Raw genomic sequence first — 18956 nt, 5'->3', positions numbered from 1 at the left:
GGACCGCCTTCCAGCGGGCCCTCCGGGCGCTTCGTTCTTTCGTGTTTCAAGCTTATCAGATGTTTTCCGCTCCGTTTTCCGGAGTTTCATTCATCCGATTTGGCTTTTGCCTTTCGGCGCTCCCGAACTCTACCAGAGTTTCTCGGTCCGTTTTCCCGGTAGTTCTCGAATTCGCATTCGTATTCGAGGACTTCCTTGGGGCTCGTCCCGTGGGGCAACCCGGAGAACATTACGCACCGGGTCGCCCCACGTCAAACCAGCCTCAGCGGGGCCGGACGAGGGTCTGGAGCGGGGCTCAGACCTCGACGACGACCGGCAGGATCATCGGCCGGCGGCGGTAGTTGTCCGCGACCCACTTGCCGATGGTCCGACGGACCAGCTGCTGCACCTGGCGGGGCTCCAGCACGCCGTCGCTCGCCGAGCGGTCCAGGGCCTCCTGGAGCTTGGCGACGACCGGCACGAAGGCGTTGTCGTCGATGCCGGAGCCGCGGGCCTGGATGGTCGGGCTGCCGACCAGCTTGCCGTTGGTGGTGTCGACCGCGACGAAGACCGAGATGAAGCCCTCCTCGCCGAGGATCCTGCGGTCCTTGAGCGAGGCCTCGGTGATGTCGCCGACCGAGGCGCCGTCGACGTAGACGTAGCCGGCCCGGACCTTGCCGACGATCCGGGCGACGCCCTTCTCCAGGTCGACGCAGACGCCGTCCTCGGCGATGACCACGCGGTTGCGCGGCACGCCGGTGGCGATGCCGAGCTCGGCGGCCGCCCGCAGGTGGCGCCACTCGCCGTGGACCGGCATCAGGTTGCGCGGCTTGCAGATGTTGAAGAAGTACAGCAGCTCGCCGGCCGAGGCGTGGCCGGAGACGTGCACCTTGGCGTTGCCCTTGTGCACGACCTTGGCGCCCCAGCGGGTCAGGCCGTTGATCACGCGGTAGACGGCGTTCTCGTTGCCCGGGATGAGCGAGGACGCCAGGACGACGGTGTCGCCCTCCACGATGCGGATCTGGTGGTCGCGGTTGGCCATCCGGGACAGCGCCGCCATCGGCTCGCCCTGGGAGCCGGTGCAGATCAGCACGACCTCCTTGTCCGGCAGGTCGTCGAGCTGCTTGACGTCGACGACCATGTTGCCGGGGACCTTGAGGTACCCGAGGTCACGGGCGATGCCCATGTTGCGGACCATCGAGCGGCCGACGAAGGCGACCTTGCGCTTGTACTCGTGCGCGGCGTCCAGCACCTGCTGGATGCGGTGCACGTGGCTGGCGAAGGACGCGACGATGATGCGCTTGTCGGCGTTCGCGAAAACGTTTCGCAGCGCGGCCGAGATGTCGCGCTCGTGCGGGATGAAGCCGGGGACCTCGGCGTTGGTGGAGTCCACCAGCAGCAGGTCCATGCCCTCCTCCGCCAGCTTGGCGAAGGTCGGCAGGTCGGTGAGGCGGCCGTCCAGCGGCAGCTGGTCCATCTTGAAGTCACCGGTGGCCACGACCATGCCGGCGGGGGTGCGGACCGCCACGGCGAGGGCGTCCGGGATGGAGTGGTTGACCGCGATGAACTCGCAGTCGAAGGGACCGATGCGCTCGCGCTCGCCCTCCTTGACCTCCAGCACGTACGGCCGGATGCGGTGCTCGGCGAGCTTGGCCTCGATCAGGGCGAGGGTCAGCTTGGAGCCGATCAGCGGGATGTCCGGGTTCTCCCGCAGGAGGAACGGGACGGCGCCGATGTGGTCCTCGTGGCCGTGGGTGAGGACGATGCCGTCGACCTTGTCGAGGCGGTCCCGGATGTAGCTGAAGTCCGGGAGGATCAGGTCCACGCCGGGCTGCTCGTCCTCGGGGAAGAGGACGCCGCAGTCGATGATCAGGATGCGGTCGCCGTACTCGAGGACCGTCATGTTGCGGCCGATCTCGCCGAGGCCGCCGAGCGGAGTGATGCGGAGGGCGCCCTCCTTGAGGGCCGGGGGCGCGCCGAGTTCGGGGTGCGGGTGGCTCAAAAGACTCTCCTCACGACGCACGCCATATGCCCGGGGTCCTCCCCCTGGAGACATATGGCGTGCGTACTCAGTGTCGTTCTTCCTACTGGGTCTGTGCTCTCGCGCCTTCGGTCCGGTCCAGCGGCGGACCCGGTCGGGTCCGGCGAGCCGGGGCGCGCACGTCTGTGTCTGCTACAGGTGTACCCCGCCGGAGGCGAGATCCTGCTTCAATCGGTCGATCTCCTCGGACGTCGCGCCGACCAGGGGCAGGCGCAGCGGCCCGGCGGGCAGGCCCTGGAGGTCCAGCGCGGCCTTGGTGAGGATCACGCCCTGGGTGCGGAACATACCGGTGAACACCGGCAGCAGGCCCTGGTGGACGGCGGTGGCCTTGGCCACATCGCCGGCCAGGTAGGCCTCGATCATGGCCTTCAACTCGCCGGCGACCACGTGCCCGACGACGCTGACCACGCCGACGGCCCCGACGGACAGCAGCGGCAGGTTGAGGATGTCGTCGCCGGAGTACCAGGCGAGGTCGGAGCGGGCGATCGCCCAGGCCGCCGCGCCGAGGTCGCCCTTGGCGTCCTTGTTGGCGACGATCCGCGGGTGCTCGCCGAGCCGGACCAGGGTCTCGTGGCTCAGCGCGACCCCGCTGCGGCCCGGGATGTCGTACGTCATGACCGGCAGGCCGGTGGCGTCGGCGACCTGCGTGAAGTGCCGGTACAGGCCCTCCTGCGGGGGCTTGTTGTAGTACGGCGTGACGACCAGCAGGCCGTGCGCCCCGGCCGCCTCCGCCTGGCGGGCCAGTTCGACGCTGTGGTGGGTGTCGTTGGTGCCGACCCCGGCCACCACGTGGGCACGGTCCCCGACCGCCTCCACCACGGCGCGGACGAGCTGGGCCTTCTCGGCGTCGCTGGTGGTCGGGGACTCACCGGTGGTGCCGTTGACGACGAGGCCGTCGTTCCCGGAGTCGACGAGGTGCGTGGCGAGGCGCTGGGCGCCGTCGAGGTCGAGCGCGCCGTCGGCGGTGAACGGGGTGACCATCGCGGTCAGTACCCGGCCGAACGGCGTCTGGGGGGTGGAGGTCGGAGCCATGCGTCCAAAGCTACTCGTAGGCGGTGGGGCGGTATCCATGCCGGTCCAGGGTTCGGACAGGTGAGCAGGCCAGGGGCGGGGGAATGGGATCCCGGTGCTGCCCGCTCGGGGGTTCGGGCAGCACCGGGATCCGTGGTCACGAATGTAGGGAGCGGCTAGAAAAGCCGCAATCCAGACATGCCCGACACTCTGCCCATATGCCTGTCGTCCCAGGTCAGGGGGCGACCCGGCCGTGCTTCTCGAAGGCCGCATGGGTGAGCGGCATGAGCTGCGCCCACTGCTCCTCCATCCGCTCCGCGACCATCTCGATCTCGCGCTGCGGGAAGGACGGCACCGCCGAGTTCTCCCGCCGGGTGCGCAGCGAGAGGAAGTGCATCAGCGAGCGCGCGTTGCAGGTCGCGTACATCGAGGAGAACAGGCCGACCGGCAGCACCGCCCGGGCCACCTCGCGGGCCACGCCGGCCGCCAGCATCTCCTGGTAGCGGGCGTAGGACTCGCGGTACGCGGCCTCCATCGCCCCGGTGGTGGTCTCGTGCTGCTCCGGGGTGCCCTCGTGGAACTCGTACTTGCCCGGACGGCCCTGCTGGACCAGCTTGCGGTCGGTGCCCGGGACGTAGAAGACCGGCTCCAGCTCGCGGTAGCGGCCGGACTCCTCGTTGTACGACCAGCCGCTGCGGTGCCGGTGGAACTCGCGGAACACGAAGATCGGCGCGCTGATGAAGAAGGTCATCGAGTTGTGCTCGAACGGCGTGCCGTGCCGGTCGCGCATCAGGAAGTTGATCAGGCCCTTGGACTTCTCCGGGTCCTGCTGGAGCGCGTCCAGGGACTGCTCCCCCGCGGTCGACACCCGGGCCGACCAGATGACGTCCGAATCGGCGGCGGCGCTGCGGACCAGCTCCACCGTCACGTCGCTCCGGAAGCTGGGGGCCGTCGGTTCGTCGCTCACGCGTTACTCCTTGCGGGTTCGGTGCTGTGCAGCTTGATGGCGTGCTGCATGGTCTTGCGGGCGCGCGGGGTGTCGCCGGCGTCGGCGTAGGCCACGGCGAGGCGGAACCAGACCCGCCAGTCGCCCGGCGCGGCCTCCGCCTCGGCCTGGCGGCGGGTGAACACCGCGTCGGCCGAGGCCCGGTCGATCCGTCCGCCGCCGGTGCGCCGGAGCTCGTCCACCGGCAGGCCGCCCTCGGCCTCCAGCTCGCGGGCGAGCTGCTCGCTGGCCCGGCCGAAGCGGACGGTCTGGCGCAGGAACCAGATGCCGATCACCGGGATCACGAAGGCGCAGAAGCCGATGCCGATGCCGAGCGGCTTTCCGGTGGCGACCAGCTGGACGCCCTCCCCCACGCAGAGGAGGGCGACCAGCAGCAGCACGCCGGACAGGACGAAGAAGCCGGTACGGGAGGTCATGTCGCGCTCCTGGGGTTCACCACGGTCACAGGTCCAGGAAGTGTTCGAGGCCGAAGGTCAGCCCCGGGGTCTCGACGACCTTGCGCACGCCCAGCAGGATGCCCGGCATGAAGCTGCTGTGGTGCAGCGAGTCGTGCCGGATGGTGAGCGTCTCGCCGGTGTCGCCGAACATCACCTGCTGGTGGGCGAGCAGGCCGCGCAGCCGTACGGCGTGCACCGGCACCCCGTCCACGTCGGCGCCGCGCGCGCCGGGCAGGCTGTGGGTGGTCGGGTCCTGCTGCTTCGGGCGGCCGGCCTCGGCGCGGGCCGCGGCGATCAGCTGGGCGGTGCGGGTGGCGGTGCCGCTGGGGGCGTCGGCCTTGCGGTCGTGGTGGAGTTCGACCACCTCGACCGACTCGAAGTACTTCGCCGCCAGCTGGGAGAACTTCATGCCGAGGATGGCGCCGATGGAGAAGTTGGGCGCGATCAGGACGCCGACGGGCAGCGGCGGACGGCCGGTGGCCTCGGCCGGGACGAGCCAGCCCTCCAGCTCGGCCAGCCGCAGGTCGTCCCAGCCGGTCGTGCCGGTGACCACGTGGATGCCGTGGTGGACGCAGTAGTCGAGGTTGCCCATCACCGAGTCCGGGTGGGTGAGTTCGACGGCGACCTGGGCACCGGCCTCGGTCAGCTCCTCCAGCTTCGAGCCGCGGCCGAGGGTGGCCACCAGCTCCAGGTCCGGCGCGGCCTCGACGGCCTTGACCGCCTCCGAGCCGATCCGTCCGTTGGCACCGATCACGGCGACACGCAGCGTCATAGCGACGTTCCTCTCCGGGGGGACAATCCTCAGACCAGCAGATCGGCGAGCCGGGCGGCCCGCTTGTCGTTGACCGGCCCGATCAGCGCCAGCGACGGCCGGTACGCGCCCAGCACATCACGGGCCACCGCGTGGACGTCCTCCAGGGTCACCGCGGCGATCCGCGCCAGCATGTCGTCCACCGACAGGTGGTGCCCGTAGCTGAGTTCGGCCTTGCCGATCCGGTTCATCAGCGAGCCGGTGTCCTCCATGCCGAGCACGGTGGAGCCGGAGATCTGGCCGATCGCGCGCTGCAGCTCCTCCTCGGTGATGCCGTCGGCGACCACCTTGGCGAGCTCCTCGCGGCAGATCCGCAGCACCTCCTCGACGCGCTTGGGCTGGCAGCCGGCGTAGATGCCGAACAGGCCGCTGTCCGCGTAGGAGGAGGAGTACGAGTAGACGGAGTAGGCCAGGCCGCGCTTCTCCCGGACCTCCTGGAACAGCCGGGAGCTCATCCCGCCGCCCAGGGCCGCGTTGAGCACGCCCATCGCCCAGCGGCGCTCGTCGTGCCGGGGCACGCCGGGCACGCCCAGCACCAGGTGGGCCTGCTCGGTGGAGCGGTTGAGCACCTCGACCCGGCCGGCCGTACGCAGCGCCTTGACGCCGCGGCGGGCCTCGGCGGGCGCCGCGGTGGAGCGGGCCAGCACCGGCGCGAAGGCCTCCTGGACCTGCTTGACGACCTTGCGGTGGTCGAGGTTGCCGGCCGCCGCGACGACCAGGTTCTCCGGGCGGTAGCGGCGGTGGTAGAAGCCGGCGACCTGGTCCCGGGTGAGGGCCTTGATGGTCTCCTGGGTGCCGAGGATCGGGCGGCCGAGCGGACCGCTGCCGAAGATCACCTTGGCGAACAGGTCGTGGACGACGTCACCCGGGTCGTCCTCGGCCATCGCCATCTCCTCGAGGATGACGCCGCGTTCGGCGTCGACGTCCTCGGCGCGGATCAGCGAGCCGGTGAGCATGTCGCAGACCACGTCGATGGCCAGCGGCAGGTCGGTGTCCAGGACCCGGGCGTAGTAGCAGGTGTTCTCCTTCGCGGTGAAGGCGTTCATCTCGCCGCCGACCGCGTCCAGGGCCGCCGAGATGTCCAGCGCGCTGCGCCGCTCGGTGCCCTTGAAGAGCAGGTGCTCCAGGTAGTGGGTGGCGCCGTTGAGCTGCGGGGTCTCGTCCCGCGAACCGACGCCGACCCAGATGCCGAAGGTCGCGGAGCGCACCGTCGGCAGGGTCTCGGTGACGACCCGCAGGCCGCCGGGGAGGACGGTGCGGCGCACCGTGCCGGCGCCGTCGACGCCCTTGAGCAGGGTCCGGGTGGAGCCGGGACGCTGCTTTACCGCCGGGGCCTGGGCCACGGGGGGTACCTCCAGAGGAAACGCACGTGGAATGGCACGTACGGACGAACGCGTGGACAACAGGGTGCGGCCCGCACGCCGGGAGGCGTACGGGCCGCAAGGGTCAGCTAGCGGCGCTTCACTCGGAAGCGGCCTCGCCGCCTTCCTCGCCCTCGACGACCGGGATCAGGGAGAGCTTGCCGCGCGGGTCGATCTCGGCGATCTCGACCTGCACCTTGGCGCCGACGCCGAGGACGTCCTCGACGTTCTCGACGCGCTTGCCGCCGGCCAGCTTGCGGATCTGCGAGATGTGCAGCAGGCCGTCCTTGCCCGGCATGAGCGACACGAACGCGCCGAACGTCGTGGTCTTGACCACGGTGCCCAGGTAGCGCTCGCCGACCTCCGGCATGGTCGGGTTGGCGATCTGGTTGATCGTGGTGCGGGCGGCCTCGGCGGCCGGGCCGTCGGCGGCACCGATGTAGATGGTGCCGTCGTCCTCGATCGTGATCTCGGCGCCGGTGTCCTCCTGGATCTGGTTGATCATCTTGCCCTTGGGGCCGATGACCTCACCGATCTTGTCCACCGGGATCTTGATGGTGATGATGCGCGGCGCGTTCGGGGACATCTCGTCGGGCGAGTCGATGGCCTCGTTCATCACGTCGAGGATGTGCAGGCGGGCGTCCTTGGCCTGCTTGAGCGCGGCGGCCAGCACGGAGGCCGGGATGCCGTTCAGCTTGGTGTCGAGCTGCAGCGCGGTGATGAAGTTGCGGGTACCGGCGACCTTGAAGTCCATGTCGCCGTACGCGTCCTCGGCACCGAGGATGTCGGTCAGCGCGACGTAGTGGGTCTCGCCGTCGATCTCCTGGGAGATCAGGCCCATGGCGATACCGGCGACGGCGGCCTTGAGCGGCACACCGGCGTTCAGCAGCGACATGGTCGAGGCGCAGACCGAGCCCATCGAGGTGGAGCCGTTGGAGCTCAGCGCCTCGGAGACCTGGCGGATCGCGTAGGGGAACTCCTCGCGGGTCGGCAGGACCGGGAGGATGGCGCGCTCGGCGAGGGCGCCGTGGCCGATCTCGCGACGCTTGGGCGAGCCCACGCGGCCGGTCTCGCCGACCGAGTACGGCGGGAAGTTGTAGTTGTGCATGTAGCGGCGACGCGTCTCCGGGGAGAGCGTGTCGAGCTGCTGCTCCATCCGGAGCATGTTCAGCGTGGTGACGCCCAGGATCTGGGTCTCGCCGCGCTCGAACAGGGCCGAGCCGTGGACGCGCGGGATGGCCTCGACCTCGGCGGCCAGGGTGCGGATGTCGGTGACACCGCGGCCGTCGATGCGGACCTTGTCCTTGATGACGCGCTCGCGGACGACCTTCTTGGTCAGCGCGTTGTAGGCGGCGCTGATCTCCTTCTCGCGGCCCTCGAACTCGGGGAGCAGCTTCTCGGCGGCGACCGCCTTGACGCGGTCCAGCTCGGCGTTGCGCTCCTGCTTGCCCGGGATGGTGAGGGCCTTGGCCAGCTCGTCCTTGACGGCGGCGGTCAGCGCGGCCAGGACGTCGTCCTGGTAGTCCAGGAAGACCGGGAAGTCGGCGGTCGGCTTGGCGGCCTGGGCGGCGAGCTGCGACTGGGCGGCGCACAGCACCTTGATGAACGGCTTCGCGGCGTCCAGACCGGCGGCGACGACGTCCTCGGTCGGCGCCTCGGCGCCGCCCTCGACCAGCTTGATGGTCTTGTCGGTGGCCTCGGCCTCGACCATCATGATCGCGACGTCGCCGTCCGGCAGGACGCGACCGGCGACGACCATGTCGAAGACGGCCGACTCCAGCTCGCTGTGGGTCGGGAAGGCGACCCACTGGCCCTTGATCAGCGCGACGCGGACGCCACCGATCGGGCCGGAGAACGGCAGGCCCGCCAGCTGGGTGGAGGCGGAGGCGGCGTTGATGGCGACCACGTCGTACAGGTGGTCGGGGTTGAGCGCCATGATCGTGCAGACGACCTGGACCTCGTTGCGCAGGCCCTTGACGAAGGACGGGCGCAGCGGGCGGTCGATCAGGCGGCAGGTGAGGATCGCGTCCTCGGACGGCCGGCCCTCGCGACGGAAGAACGAGCCGGGGATGCGGCCGGCGGCGTACATCCGCTCCTCGACGTCCACGGTCAGCGGGAAGAAGTCGAAGTGCTCCTTCGGCTGCTTGGACGCGCTGGTGGCCGACAGCACCATGGTGTCGTCGTCGAGGTAGGCCACGGCGGAGCCGGCGGCCTGACGGGCCAGACGGCCGGTCTCGAAGCGGATGGTACGGGTGCCGAAGGAACCGTTGTCGATCACGGCCTCGGCGTAGAACACGTTCTCTTCCACCTGGAAGATCTCCTCTTTCGTACGTTCTCCGGGAGAGCGTCCCCGCGCACTGCCTCGGGCTGGCCCTGGGGCCCTCCTGCCAGGGAGGGCGGCAGTCGGGCCGGTCTTCGATCGAAGCCTCCGGGGTGCCCCGCTCGTCGGCGGGGGTTCCGGGGGCCACTACCGAGGACCGGCGCCTCACGGCTGCCGGGCCGGGACGGGCGGTCCGCGTCTGGACGCTCTCTCGGATGCGGGCGGCTTCCGTTTGAAGCCTTCGTCCCGCGGGGGGTTTGGGTCTGCTGCCCGGGTGGCGCTCCTGCGCCATCACCCGGCATGCCCACAACCCTACGGTGCAATCCTCGGCCACCTGGGGAGGTGCGCGCGAGTTGTTATGTCAGGGTGCCGCGTTCGAACCCGCCGCGGCATACGCGCGAGGGGCGGCTCCCCGGTGTGGGGAGCCGCCCCCTGCGGCGGTCTTAGCGGGCGCCGCCGGCGGCACCGCGACGGATGCCCAGGCGGTCGACGAGCGTACGGAAACGCTCGATGTCCTTCTTGGCCAGGTACTGCAGGAGGCGGCGACGCTGGCCGACCAGGATCAGCAGGCCACGACGCGAGTGGTGGTCGTGCTTGTGGAACTTGAGGTGCTCGGTCAGGTCCGAGATGCGGCGGGAGAGCATGGCCACCTGGACCTCGGGGGAACCGGTGTCGCCCTCCTTCTGGCCGAACTCGGCGAAGATCTGCTTCTTGACGTCAGAGGCGAGTGCCACTGCAACTCCTTCAAGGTCTACCGAGCGGTCCTGGTCGACAGCACAGGACTCTGCGAGAACTCGGTGTCGCGAGCGCTGTCCGCGGTCGACGGCCCACGAAGGGGTGGACACACGGCTGCGCTCGAAGGCCAAGGGTACCAGTGCCGCCCACCCGGCCGGTCGGCGGGTGGGCGGCGGGTGGCGGGCGCCCGGCGGCGGGGCCGTGCGGGGTCAGCCGGTGGCGCCGCGGACCAGTCGGTAGACGTTCAGCACGGCGAGCGCCAGCGGGACCAGCGAGATCAGGGTGAGGCTGTCCACCAGGTCCAGGATGCGGCCCCAGAACGGGGAGACGCCCAGCCGGGGCACCACCAGGGCGATCGCGGTGAGCAGCGCGGCCCCGAAGGCGACGGAAGCGGCCAGCCAGATGGTGCGCAGGTCGAGCTCGGTGCTGGAGCCGGCCGCGCGCAGGACGAACTGCGGGGTGTGCAGGGACAGCCCGACGATCAGCAGGCACAGGCCGAGCAGGCCGGCGACGGTGAGGCTGAGGACCTGCGCGGTGTAGCGGAACAGCCGGGCGCGCAGCATGGCGGCGATGCCGAGGGCGAGCGCGAGCAGTTCGGGGAAGGTCCGGTCGGTGAAGGAGAGGACGGCGCAGGCGCCGACCACGACCGCGGCGCAGCCGCCGACCAGGCCGACCAGCACCTCGTGGCCGCGGCGGGCCTGGTGGGCGATCCGCTCGTACTGGACGGCCTCGGCGCGCTCGGCCTCCTCGTCGTAGTCGCGGCTGCGGGTGCGGGTCTGGCCGGGGGCGCTGAATCCGACCGGCAGCCGGGCGAAGCGGGCGGAGAGGCTGGGCAGGAAGCCGATCGCGGCGACGGCGGCGACGCCGGTGACGGCGGCGATGTTCCCGGCCGGGGTGTCGGGCATCAGTACGGCGGCGAAGGTGGCGAGCGCGCCGGCGGTGGCGACGAAGGCGGCGGCGACGAACACCGCGTCCTTGTCCGGGAGCAGTCCGGCGAGCAGCACGGCGATCACCAGGACGGTGACGCAGCCGGTGAGGAACTGGAGCCGGCCGGGGCCGTCCCACGGGTGGGCGACGGCGATGACGCCGCTGCCGGCGATCATGGCGTGCGGCAGGGCGCCGAGGCCGAGGGCGACGGCGGCGTGGGCGTCCTGGTAGACCCGGGCGCGGACCCCGGCGAGCGCGGTGAGCACCACGGCGGCGACGCCGGCCAGCACGCCGGGCAGGCTGTGCATGTCGTGGCGCAGGTCGGAGAACCAGAGCGCGAAGCCGAGCAGGGTGAGCAGCACCCCGGCGCCGATCAGGCCGAAGCCGCGCATGAGGTCGACGGTCCAGAACCGGCGGTCGGCCTCGACGGCGCTGGCGATGGCGTCGGCGACGTCGTCGTAGACGGCGGGCGGCAGCGACTCGGCGAAGGGGCGCAGCGCCAGCAGGTCGCCGTCGCGGACGTGTTGGGCGGCCAGGGACAGGCTGCTGTCGAGGACGGTGCCGTCGCGGCGGACCAGGTGGAAGCCGGTGGGGGTGCCGTCGGGCTGGCTCTGGTTGGCCAGCCGCAGCACCTCGGGGTAGACGTCGGCGAGGGCGACGTCCTCGGGCAGGGCGACGTCGATCCGGCGGTCCGGGGCGACGACGGTCACCCGGCAGTAGCCCGTGGCGGCTGTCGCGCTCACGACGGCACCTCGATCCTTCGACGCACTGGACGCTCCCCCTGTGTGGACGGTGCCGCGGCACGGTGGCGCGCGGGGTGGCTGTGGAACCGGCCCGGCCGGGCCGCGAGTTGGCGCGGCGTTACCCTACCCGCTCGGTTCGTGCCCGGTGCCGGTGCGGGGTGCGGCCCCCGTCGGTGCGGGCACGCCCCTGCGTGCGCCGCTATGTAGGATCGGCGCCTGCGCGAGGTGGTACGGGGGCTGCGCTGTGTGGGGCGTCCTCAGCCACGGGAATCCCGTACCGGGCCGAGCGCAGTCGCGTGAGGGCTGATGCCGAAGTGATCGATCGACGCCGCGGGGTGGGTGACGCATGGGTGTGATCATGGTCAAGCGACCGGCCAGGGCCTACCCGCCGACGGTGCCGGACGAGCCGGTGGAGCTGGTCAGTCCACCGGAGCTGCCCCGGCAGGGCGGCGAGGACTGGCTGATGAGCATCCTGCCGATGCTCGGCATGGGCGGTTCGGCGGTGTTCTTCTTCTCGCCGGGTGCGGCCGCGCCGATGAAGATCATGGGCGGTCTGATGATCGTCTCGACGGTCGGCATGGTGCTGGCCCAGATCGTGCGGGCCCGCCGGGGCGGCTCGACCGTGATGGCGGACGAGCGGCGCGACTACCTCAAGTACCTCCAGCAGACCCGCCGCCAGGTGCGCCGCACGGCGGAGAGCCAGCGCGGCGCGCTGCTGTTCCTGAACCCGGCGCCGGAGCAGCTCTGGTCGATCGTCGAGGACGGCCGCCGGCTGTGGGAGCGGCGGACGGCGGACGGCGACTTCGCGCAGATCCGGGTCGGCCTCGGGCCGGTGCAGCTGTCCACCCCGCTGGTGGCGCCGCAGACCGCGCCGATGGACGAGCTGGAACCGCTGTCGGCGGCCGCGATGCACTCGTTCCTCAAGGCGCACGGCACCCTCCAGGACCTGCCGCTGGCGGTCTCGCTGCGGGCCTTCTACCACATCACGGTGTGCGGGGACCCGGACTCGGTGTACGGGAACGTGCGCGCGATGATCGCCCAACTGACCACCCTGCACTCGCCGGACGACCTGCTGATCGCGGTCGCCGCGGCCCCCGGCGCGGCCGAGGAGTGGGACTGGACCAAGTGGCTCCCGCACAACCAGCACCGCAAGGAGAGCGACGGCGCGGGCTCGCGCCGGCTGAGCGCCGCCGACCTGGGCGAGCTGGAGTACCTGCTGCAGGACGAGCTGGCCGGCCGCCAGCGCTTCGTCCGGGACGCGGCGCCCGCCGCGGACCAGCCGCACCTGGTGGTGATCATGGACGGCGCCGGGGTGCCGCACGACTCGGTGCTGGCCGGCCCCGAGGGCGTGCAGGGGGTGACCGTCATCGAGGTCGTCCCGGGTGAGGTGGACGAGCCGAGCGGGCACCTGATGGTGACGGTCAACCCGCAGGAGCTGGTGCTGCGTTCGGCCTCCGGGGCGACGTACAGCGGCAAGCCGGACCTGCTCTCGCTGTGGCAGTCCGAGGCGCTGGCGCGGCAGTTGGCGCCGTACCGGGCCTCGGCCGGCGGGGACGACGAGCCGCTGCTGTCCAACCTGGACTTCACCGACATGATGAGCTCGGGCGACCCGGGCTCCTTCGACGTGGCCCGCAGCTGGCGCCCGCGCGCCCAGCACGAGCGGATGCGGGTGCCGATCGGCGTCGGCGCGGGCGGCGAGCACGTCTACCTGGACATCAAGGAGGCCGCGCTGGAGGGCATGGGCCCGCACGGCCTGTGCGTGGGCGCGACCGGTTCCGGCAAGTCGGAGCTGCTGCGCACCCTGGTGCTGGCGCTGGCGATGACCCACTCCTCGGAGACGCTCAACTTCGTGCTCGCCGACTTCAAGGGCGGCGCGACCTTCCTGGGCATGGCGGACATGCCGCACACCTCCGCGGTGATCACCAACCTGGAGGGCGAGCTCACCCTGGTCGACCGCATGCGCGACGCGATCGAGGGCGAGCTGCACCGCCGCCAGGAGCTGCTGCACCGCTCCGGCAACTACGCCAACATCCACGAGTACGAGCGGGCCCGGGCGGCCGGCGCGGCGCTGGACCCGCTGCCCTCGCTGGTGCTGATCATCGACGAGTTCTCCGAACTCCTCACCGCCAAGCCCGACTTCATCGAGATGTTCATCCAGATCGGCCGGATCGGCCGCTCCCTGGGCGTGCACCTGCTGCTGGCCTCGCAGCGCCTGGAGGAGGGCAAGCTGCGCGGCCTGGACACCTACCTCTCCTACCGGATCGGTCTGCGCACCTTCTCGGCGGCCGAGTCGCGGGCGGCGATCGGCGTACCGGACGCGTACCACCTGCCGCCGGTGCCGGGCGTCGGCTACCTCAAGTTCGGCGAGGACGTGATGGACCGCTTCAAGGCCGCGTACGTCTCGGGGCCCTACCGGGCGCCGGGGCAGCAGCGGTCGACCGGCGGCCGGCGGGTGAACACCCGGCCGGTGGAGTTCACCTCGGCCTTCGTGGACCTGCCGCCGGCCCCCGTGGAGGAGGAGGCGCCGCAGGTCCAGGAGCAGGACGACGCGCTGGTGGACACCGTGCTGGACGTCTTCGTCCAGCGGATGTCCGGCCAGGGCCCGGCCGCCCACCAGGTGTGGCTGCCGCCGCTGGACGAGGCGCCGAGCCTGGACCACCTGCTGCCGCCGCTGCAGGTCGTCCCCGACCGCGGACTCACCGCGCCCGGCTACCCGGGCGGCCGGCTGCGCGCGCCGATCGGCATCGTGGACAAGCCGCGCGAGCAGAAGACCGACATCCTGGAGGTCGACTTCTCCGGGGCGGCCGGCCACGGCCTGGTCGTCGGCGGCCCGCGCTCGGGCAAGTCGACCGTGCTGCGCGGCATGACGGCGGCCTTCGGCCTCACCCACACCCCGCGCGAGGTGCAGTTCTACCTGCTGGACTTCGGCGCGGGCAGCTTCCAGTCGCTGCTCGGGCTGCCGCACGTCGGCGGGGTGGCGGGCCGGCTGGACGTGGACAAGGTCCGCCGGATGGTCTCCGAGGTGCACGCGGTGCTGAACCGGCGCGAGGAGCTGTTCCGGGCGACCGGGATCGACACCATCGCGACCTACCGGGCCCGCCGGGCCGCCGGGCAGCTGCCCGACGAGGCCTTCGGCGACGTCTTCCTGGTGATCGACGGCTGGAACACCTTCAAGCAGGAGTTCGAGGGGCTGGAGCCGGTGATCGGCGACATCGCCCAGCGCGGCCTCGGCTACGGCGTCCACCTGGTGATCAGCGCCGCCCGGTACGCGGAGGTCCGCCCCGCGCTCAAGGACCTGCTGCAGAACCGCATCGAGCTCAGGCTCGGCGACGCGATGGAGTCCGAGGTCGACCGCCGGGTGGCGCAGAACGTCCCGCCGCTGGCCGGGCGCGGGATCACCGCGGAGCGGCTGCACTTCCTGAGCGGCCTGCCGCGACTGGACGGCTCCCCCTCGGTGGACGACCTCCAGGACGGCGTGGCCGGGCTGGTCGCCGCGGTCGACGGGGCCTGGACCGGCCCGCGCGCCCCGCAGGTGCGGATGCTGCCGGCCGTCCTGGACGGGACCTCGCTGCCGAAGGGCTTCGAGCACCCGGAGCGCGGCGTGTGCTTCGGCGTGGACGAGGCCGAGCTGGCGCCGGTGTTCGTCAACTTCGAGACCGACCCGCTGTTCATCGTGTTCGGCGACACCGAGTCCGGGAAGTCCGCGCTGCTGCGGATGCTGATCAAGCAGATCACCGAGCGCTACACCCCGGACCAGGCGGGCATCGTGGTCGGCGACTACCGGCGCGCCCTGCTGGGCACCGTCCCGCCGGAGTTCCTGGTGGAGTACGCGGCCGCGCAGCCGGCCATGACCGCCATCGTGGACATGCTGCGCGGGGCCTGCGCCCGCCGCCTGCCCGGCCCGGACGTGACCGCCGAACAGCTGCGCAACCGCAGCTGGTACACCGGCAAGGACATGTTCGTGATCGTCGACGACTACGAGCTGGTCGCCACCGGCTCGGGCAACCCGCTGGCGCCGCTGGCCGAGTTCCTGCCGTTCGCCCGGGACATCGGCCTGCGGGTGATCGTGGCCCGCAGCGCGGGCGGCGCCGGGCGCTCGCTGTACGAGCCGGTGATGCAGCGGATGCGCGAGCTGGGCGGGCAGGGCGTCATCCTGTCGGGCAACCGGGACGAGGGCGCGCTGCTGGGGACGGTCAAGCCGCAGGCGCTGCCGCCGGGCCGCGGGGTGTTCGTGTCACGCCGTGCGACCAACGGGCAGATGGTCCAGACGGGCTGGCTGCCGGTGCAGTGACCGGGCGCGGCCACGGGCCGCCCGCTACGGACAGTGAGTGAAGGGGTCGGACTCTGCGGAGTCCGGCCCCTTCCGCGTCCCAGGTGCTGAAACGTTACCTAGATCTTTCCGGGCCGGGGCTGCGGTTCCCGTACCCACCTGGGCAGTTGCCGAACGGCGGGGTCACACCTGGCGTGTCGCCGTACGACCGAGTCACGGCCTTTGAATGGTGGCCCGCAACACGCCGTTCACCTTGGATTCATGCCCGATGTTGCCAAAGTAACAAGTCGGACAAACAGCGCCATGACCCTCAGTGATCATCGGATCGCATGCTTATGCCTTTCACCGCAACGGATTCCGAAGCAGTTCCGGCGTTGACGCAATCAATACGCCCAAGGTTCCATGGCGGCCCGGGAGCGACCGGACCAGACCCGAGCAACGAGCCAGCGGAGGCGATACCGCTCCCGTCCCAGGACCGAACAGAGCCGATCGGAATCCACATGACCGACACGCTTCGCCCGCCACAGAACGTAGCCGCCACGGCGGACGGCGCGGCCGCACCCCAGCAGCTCAAGCGCTCGATCGGCGTCGTGGGCGGCACACTGCTCACGCTGTCCTGCGTCACCCCCGCGTCGACGCTCTTCGTGATCGTGCCGGAACTGTTCTCCAGCATCGGCAGCGCCACCGCCCTGGCGATCGCCATCGGCTCCGTCCTCTGCGTCGCGGTCGCGTTCTGCTACTCCGAGCTCGGCACCCTGATCCCCAGCGCCGGCGGCGAGTACGCGATGGTCGGCACCCTGGCCGGACGGCTCGCGGGCTGGCTGGTCTTCATCCAGTCGCTCATCGTGGTGATGATCGTCCCCTCGGTCATCGCCCTCGGCACCGCCGACTACCTGGCGCCCGTCCTGCACGTCGACAAGCCGATCGCCGGCGCCGCCGTGATGCTCGCCGCCACCCTGGCCGGCCTGCTCGACCTGCGCGCCAACGCCTGGATCACCGGCATCTTCCTGGTCCTGGAGGTCATCGCGGCCGGCGTGGTCTCGGTGCTCGGCTTCGCCCACGCCAACGCGGCCCACCCCAGCCTGCTGCACGGCCTGGTCTCCACTGACGGCGGCGCCGCCAGCCCCGTCGGCATCGGCGCCATCATCGGCGCCCTCGGCATCGCGCTGTTCGCCACCCAGGGCTTCTCCACCGCCGTCTACCTCTCCGAGGAACTGGAGAACCCCCGCCGCACCGTCTCCCGCACCGTGCTGTGGACCCTCGGCCTCTCCAGCGCCATCATCCTGATCCCGGTCGCCGCCATCACCCTGGGCGCCCCCGACCTGCAGACCCTGACCTCCGGCGACATCTCCGGCATGGTCACCGCCTGGAGCAACTCCGCCGTCGGCACCTTCATCAGCCTCTGCATCGCGCTGGCGATCATCAACGCCGGCATCGTCATGGTCATCCAGAACTCCCGGGTGCTGTTCGCCTCCGCCCGCGACAAGGCCTGGCCCGAGCCCGTCAACAAGGCCTTCGGCACCCTCGGCCGCTTCGGCTCCCCCTGGATCGCCACCCTCGCGGTCGGCCTGCCCGGCGCCGCGCTCTGCTTCGTCAAGGGCGAACTCCTCAGCAACATCACCGGCGTCGCCGTCACCGCGATGTACCTGCTGGTCGCCATCGCCTCGCTGCTCTCCCGCCGCGGCCACCACAAGCACGCCGCCGCCTGGCGGATGCCGCTGTGGCCCGCCGTCCCGGCGCTGCTGATCGTCGTCCTGGTGTACGTGATGACCCAGCTGGACGCCGAACCCCTGCTGTGGACCGGCGGCATCACCGCCGTCGCCACCCTCTACTGGCTGTTCTACCTGCGCCCCCGGCAGGACACCCGCTGGGTGATCAGCCTCCCCGAGGACCAGCAGGACTGACCCCCCGATCCCCCACCCCTCCCCCACGCGGCGGTGCCCCGGGCCTCCCCCAGGCCCGGGGCACCTCCGCGTCCGCACCGCCGCGCTACTTCCTGAGCTTCCAGACCGGGGCGGCGGCGATCGTCTGCATCTGGTCGTCGGTCAGCACCGGGGTCCTACGGGTCGCCGGGGACGTCTGGGTGCCGCTGTTGAACGAGCTGATCACCACCCGCAGGCCGTCCGGGTGCAGGGTGTCGACGGTCCACATGTCCACGCCCGGCTTGTCGCTCCCCTTGCTGACGACCACCTTGGTGCCGTCCGGCAGCGTCCTGGCGTCGCCGAACAACGAGTTGCCCCGGTCACCGCTCCAGTCCTGCACGTTGAGCTGCACCATGGACTTGCCCTTGCCGTCGTTCAGCACGAAGTTGGCGTAGCCGAAGCCGTCGCCGCCGGGCTCCGTCTCGGTCAGTCCGCTCGGCAGCAGTCCGGCGACGGTCTGCAGGATCTCCTGCGCGCTGTACTCCCGGCCGGTGTCGCGCACCGGCACCGGCTCCGGCTCCGGGATCGCGGCGATCACCGGGTCCCAGGACTTGTCGGTGACGATCGCCCTGAGCTGCTCGGGCGACAGCGGCGGGGTCGGCCGGCTGTCCGGCGCGCCCTTCTCGGCCGGGGAGTTCCACTCCGACAGCTCGACCTGCCGGCCGTCCTGGCCGATCAGCCTGGCGTTCCACGACTTGGTGGTGGCCCGCTTGTCCGGGTACTCGTAGCCCTGGAGGACGGTCAGCGAACCGCCGCCCGGCACACTCGTGCTGGAGCAGGCGTCGTACGGGACCAGCTTCTTGTCCGGGCAGACGTTCTGCGCCCGGTTGGGGTCGTTCGGCGCCAGACGGGTCAGCGAGATGCCCATCGCGGCCTTGCCCTGGCCGTCGTCGAAGAGCAGGGTGGCGCCCGCGTTGACTGAGCCGCCCGGCTTGCCGGACGGCGGCTCGGTGCCGGTGCCCTTGCCGTCGGTGACCTGGCCCTTGGGCAGCAGGGCCTGGAAGGCGGCCAGCACCTCGTCGCCGCTGACCTCCTTCGGGGTGGGCGTACCGGTCGAAGCCGGGGTCAGCGCGGCGCTCGTGCCCGTACTCCCCGACGCCGCCCCGGTGGAGGCGGCCGCCACCGTGGTCGTACCGGACGGCGAGCTGGACCCGGTCAGGTACACCGCCCCGGTGCCCACCAGGGCCAGCGCGGCGGCGCCGCCCACCACCGCGGCGGTCGAACGGCTGCGCCAGCGGCGGCGGCCCCGCTGGTAGCCGCCCGCGACCATCCCGGCCTGGTCGGCCTGCTCGGGGCGGAAACCCTCACCGGTGCGGGTGAGGGCGTAGAGGAGGTCGTCTTCGAACTTGTCCTGCTCGGGCATGGCGGATCACCGTCTCCTTGCGTCGCGGAA

The 18956-nt window shown here is 71.3% G+C and carries 12 protein-coding genes; 2 read left to right on the top strand and 10 right to left on the bottom strand.

Annotation, left to right across the window (positions count from 1 at the left end):
* Positions 1-295: 295 nt before the first annotated feature.
* The 9 genes from ACFV8H_RS32315 to eccD all read right to left on the bottom strand — a co-directional run bounded on the left by ACFV8H_RS32315 (position 296) and on the right by eccD (position 11371).
* Positions 296-1981, bottom strand: coding sequence for a ribonuclease J (locus ACFV8H_RS32315; protein WP_375896092.1), 1686 nt, complete (start codon positions 1979-1981; stop codon positions 296-298).
* 171 nt (positions 1982-2152) lie between these two features.
* Positions 2153-3052, bottom strand: a complete 900-nt coding sequence (gene dapA, locus ACFV8H_RS32310; RefSeq protein ID WP_380407073.1) for a 4-hydroxy-tetrahydrodipicolinate synthase — start codon at positions 3050-3052, stop codon at positions 2153-2155.
* 214 nt (positions 3053-3266) lie between these two features.
* Positions 3267-3998 carry an FAD-dependent thymidylate synthase gene (thyX, locus tag ACFV8H_RS32305; RefSeq protein WP_380407071.1) on the bottom strand — a complete coding sequence of 244 codons (732 nt, stop codon included), beginning with the start codon at positions 3996-3998 and terminating at the stop codon, positions 3267-3269.
* Positions 3995-4453, bottom strand: a complete 459-nt coding sequence (locus ACFV8H_RS32300; RefSeq protein WP_380407069.1) for a hypothetical protein — start codon at positions 4451-4453, stop codon at positions 3995-3997. The genes thyX and ACFV8H_RS32300 overlap by 4 nt, the downstream gene beginning before the upstream one ends.
* Before the next feature lie 25 nt (positions 4454-4478).
* The gene (dapB, locus tag ACFV8H_RS32295) at positions 4479-5246 is read right to left on the bottom strand and encodes a 4-hydroxy-tetrahydrodipicolinate reductase (protein WP_380407067.1); all 768 of its coding nucleotides are present in this window, start codon (positions 5244-5246) and stop codon (positions 4479-4481) included.
* Positions 5247-5275: 29 nt separating this feature from the next.
* The gene (locus ACFV8H_RS32290; RefSeq protein ID WP_375896080.1) at positions 5276-6628 is read right to left on the bottom strand and encodes a M16 family metallopeptidase; all 1353 of its coding nucleotides are present in this window, start codon (positions 6626-6628) and stop codon (positions 5276-5278) included.
* Between the two features lie 118 nt (positions 6629-6746).
* Positions 6747-8954 carry a polyribonucleotide nucleotidyltransferase gene (locus tag ACFV8H_RS32285; protein ID WP_375896078.1) on the bottom strand — a complete coding sequence of 736 codons (2208 nt, stop codon included), beginning with the start codon at positions 8952-8954 and terminating at the stop codon, positions 6747-6749.
* A 455-nt stretch (positions 8955-9409) separates the two neighbouring features.
* Positions 9410-9700 (bottom strand): 30S ribosomal protein S15, encoded by a 291-nt coding sequence (gene rpsO / locus ACFV8H_RS32280; RefSeq protein ID WP_188302791.1) that lies wholly within the window; start codon positions 9698-9700, stop codon positions 9410-9412.
* 210 nt (positions 9701-9910) lie between these two features.
* The gene (gene eccD, locus ACFV8H_RS32275; RefSeq protein WP_380407065.1) at positions 9911-11371 is read right to left on the bottom strand and encodes a type VII secretion integral membrane protein EccD; all 1461 of its coding nucleotides are present in this window, start codon (positions 11369-11371) and stop codon (positions 9911-9913) included.
* Positions 11372-11717: 346 nt separating this feature from the next.
* Here eccD and eccCa point away from each other — a divergent pair, with 346 nt between their 5' ends.
* Together eccCa and ACFV8H_RS32265 are read left to right on the top strand one after the other, a co-directional pair.
* Positions 11718-15662 carry a type VII secretion protein EccCa gene (gene eccCa / locus ACFV8H_RS32270; RefSeq protein ID WP_380407063.1) on the top strand — a complete coding sequence of 1315 codons (3945 nt, stop codon included), beginning with the start codon at positions 11718-11720 and terminating at the stop codon, positions 15660-15662.
* 479 nt (positions 15663-16141) lie between these two features.
* Positions 16142-17545 (top strand): APC family permease, encoded by a 1404-nt coding sequence (locus ACFV8H_RS32265; RefSeq protein WP_380407061.1) that lies wholly within the window; start codon positions 16142-16144, stop codon positions 17543-17545.
* A gap of 85 nt (positions 17546-17630) precedes the next feature.
* On the opposite strand, the gene ACFV8H_RS32260 is transcribed toward ACFV8H_RS32265, so the two are convergent.
* Positions 17631-18926: a hypothetical protein gene (locus ACFV8H_RS32260; RefSeq protein WP_380407059.1), complete on the bottom strand. Its 1296-nt coding sequence runs from the start codon at positions 18924-18926 to the stop codon at positions 17631-17633.
* Positions 18927-18956: the final 30 nt, after the last annotated feature.

Source organism: Kitasatospora sp. NPDC059827, assembly GCF_042731675.1.
In the GTDB taxonomy this organism is placed as follows: domain Bacteria; phylum Actinomycetota; class Actinomycetes; order Streptomycetales; family Streptomycetaceae; genus Kitasatospora.
This window is presented reverse-complemented; position numbering and strand designations above follow the sequence as displayed.

Coding starts and splice junctions, on each gene's coding strand:
- dapA (WP_380407073.1), bottom strand. CDS start 3,052: ATGGCTCCGACCTCCACCCCCCAGACGCCGTTCGGCCGGGTACTGACC.
- ACFV8H_RS32300 (WP_380407069.1), bottom strand. CDS start 4,453: ATGACCTCCCGTACCGGCTTCTTCGTCCTGTCCGGCGTGCTGCTGCTG.
- dapB (WP_380407067.1), bottom strand. CDS start 5,246: ATGACGCTGCGTGTCGCCGTGATCGGTGCCAACGGACGGATCGGCTCG.
- eccCa (WP_380407063.1), top strand. CDS start 11,718: ATGGGTGTGATCATGGTCAAGCGACCGGCCAGGGCCTACCCGCCGACG.
- ACFV8H_RS32265 (WP_380407061.1), top strand. CDS start 16,142: ATGACCGACACGCTTCGCCCGCCACAGAACGTAGCCGCCACGGCGGAC.
- ACFV8H_RS32260 (WP_380407059.1), bottom strand. CDS start 18,926: ATGCCCGAGCAGGACAAGTTCGAAGACGACCTCCTCTACGCCCTCACC.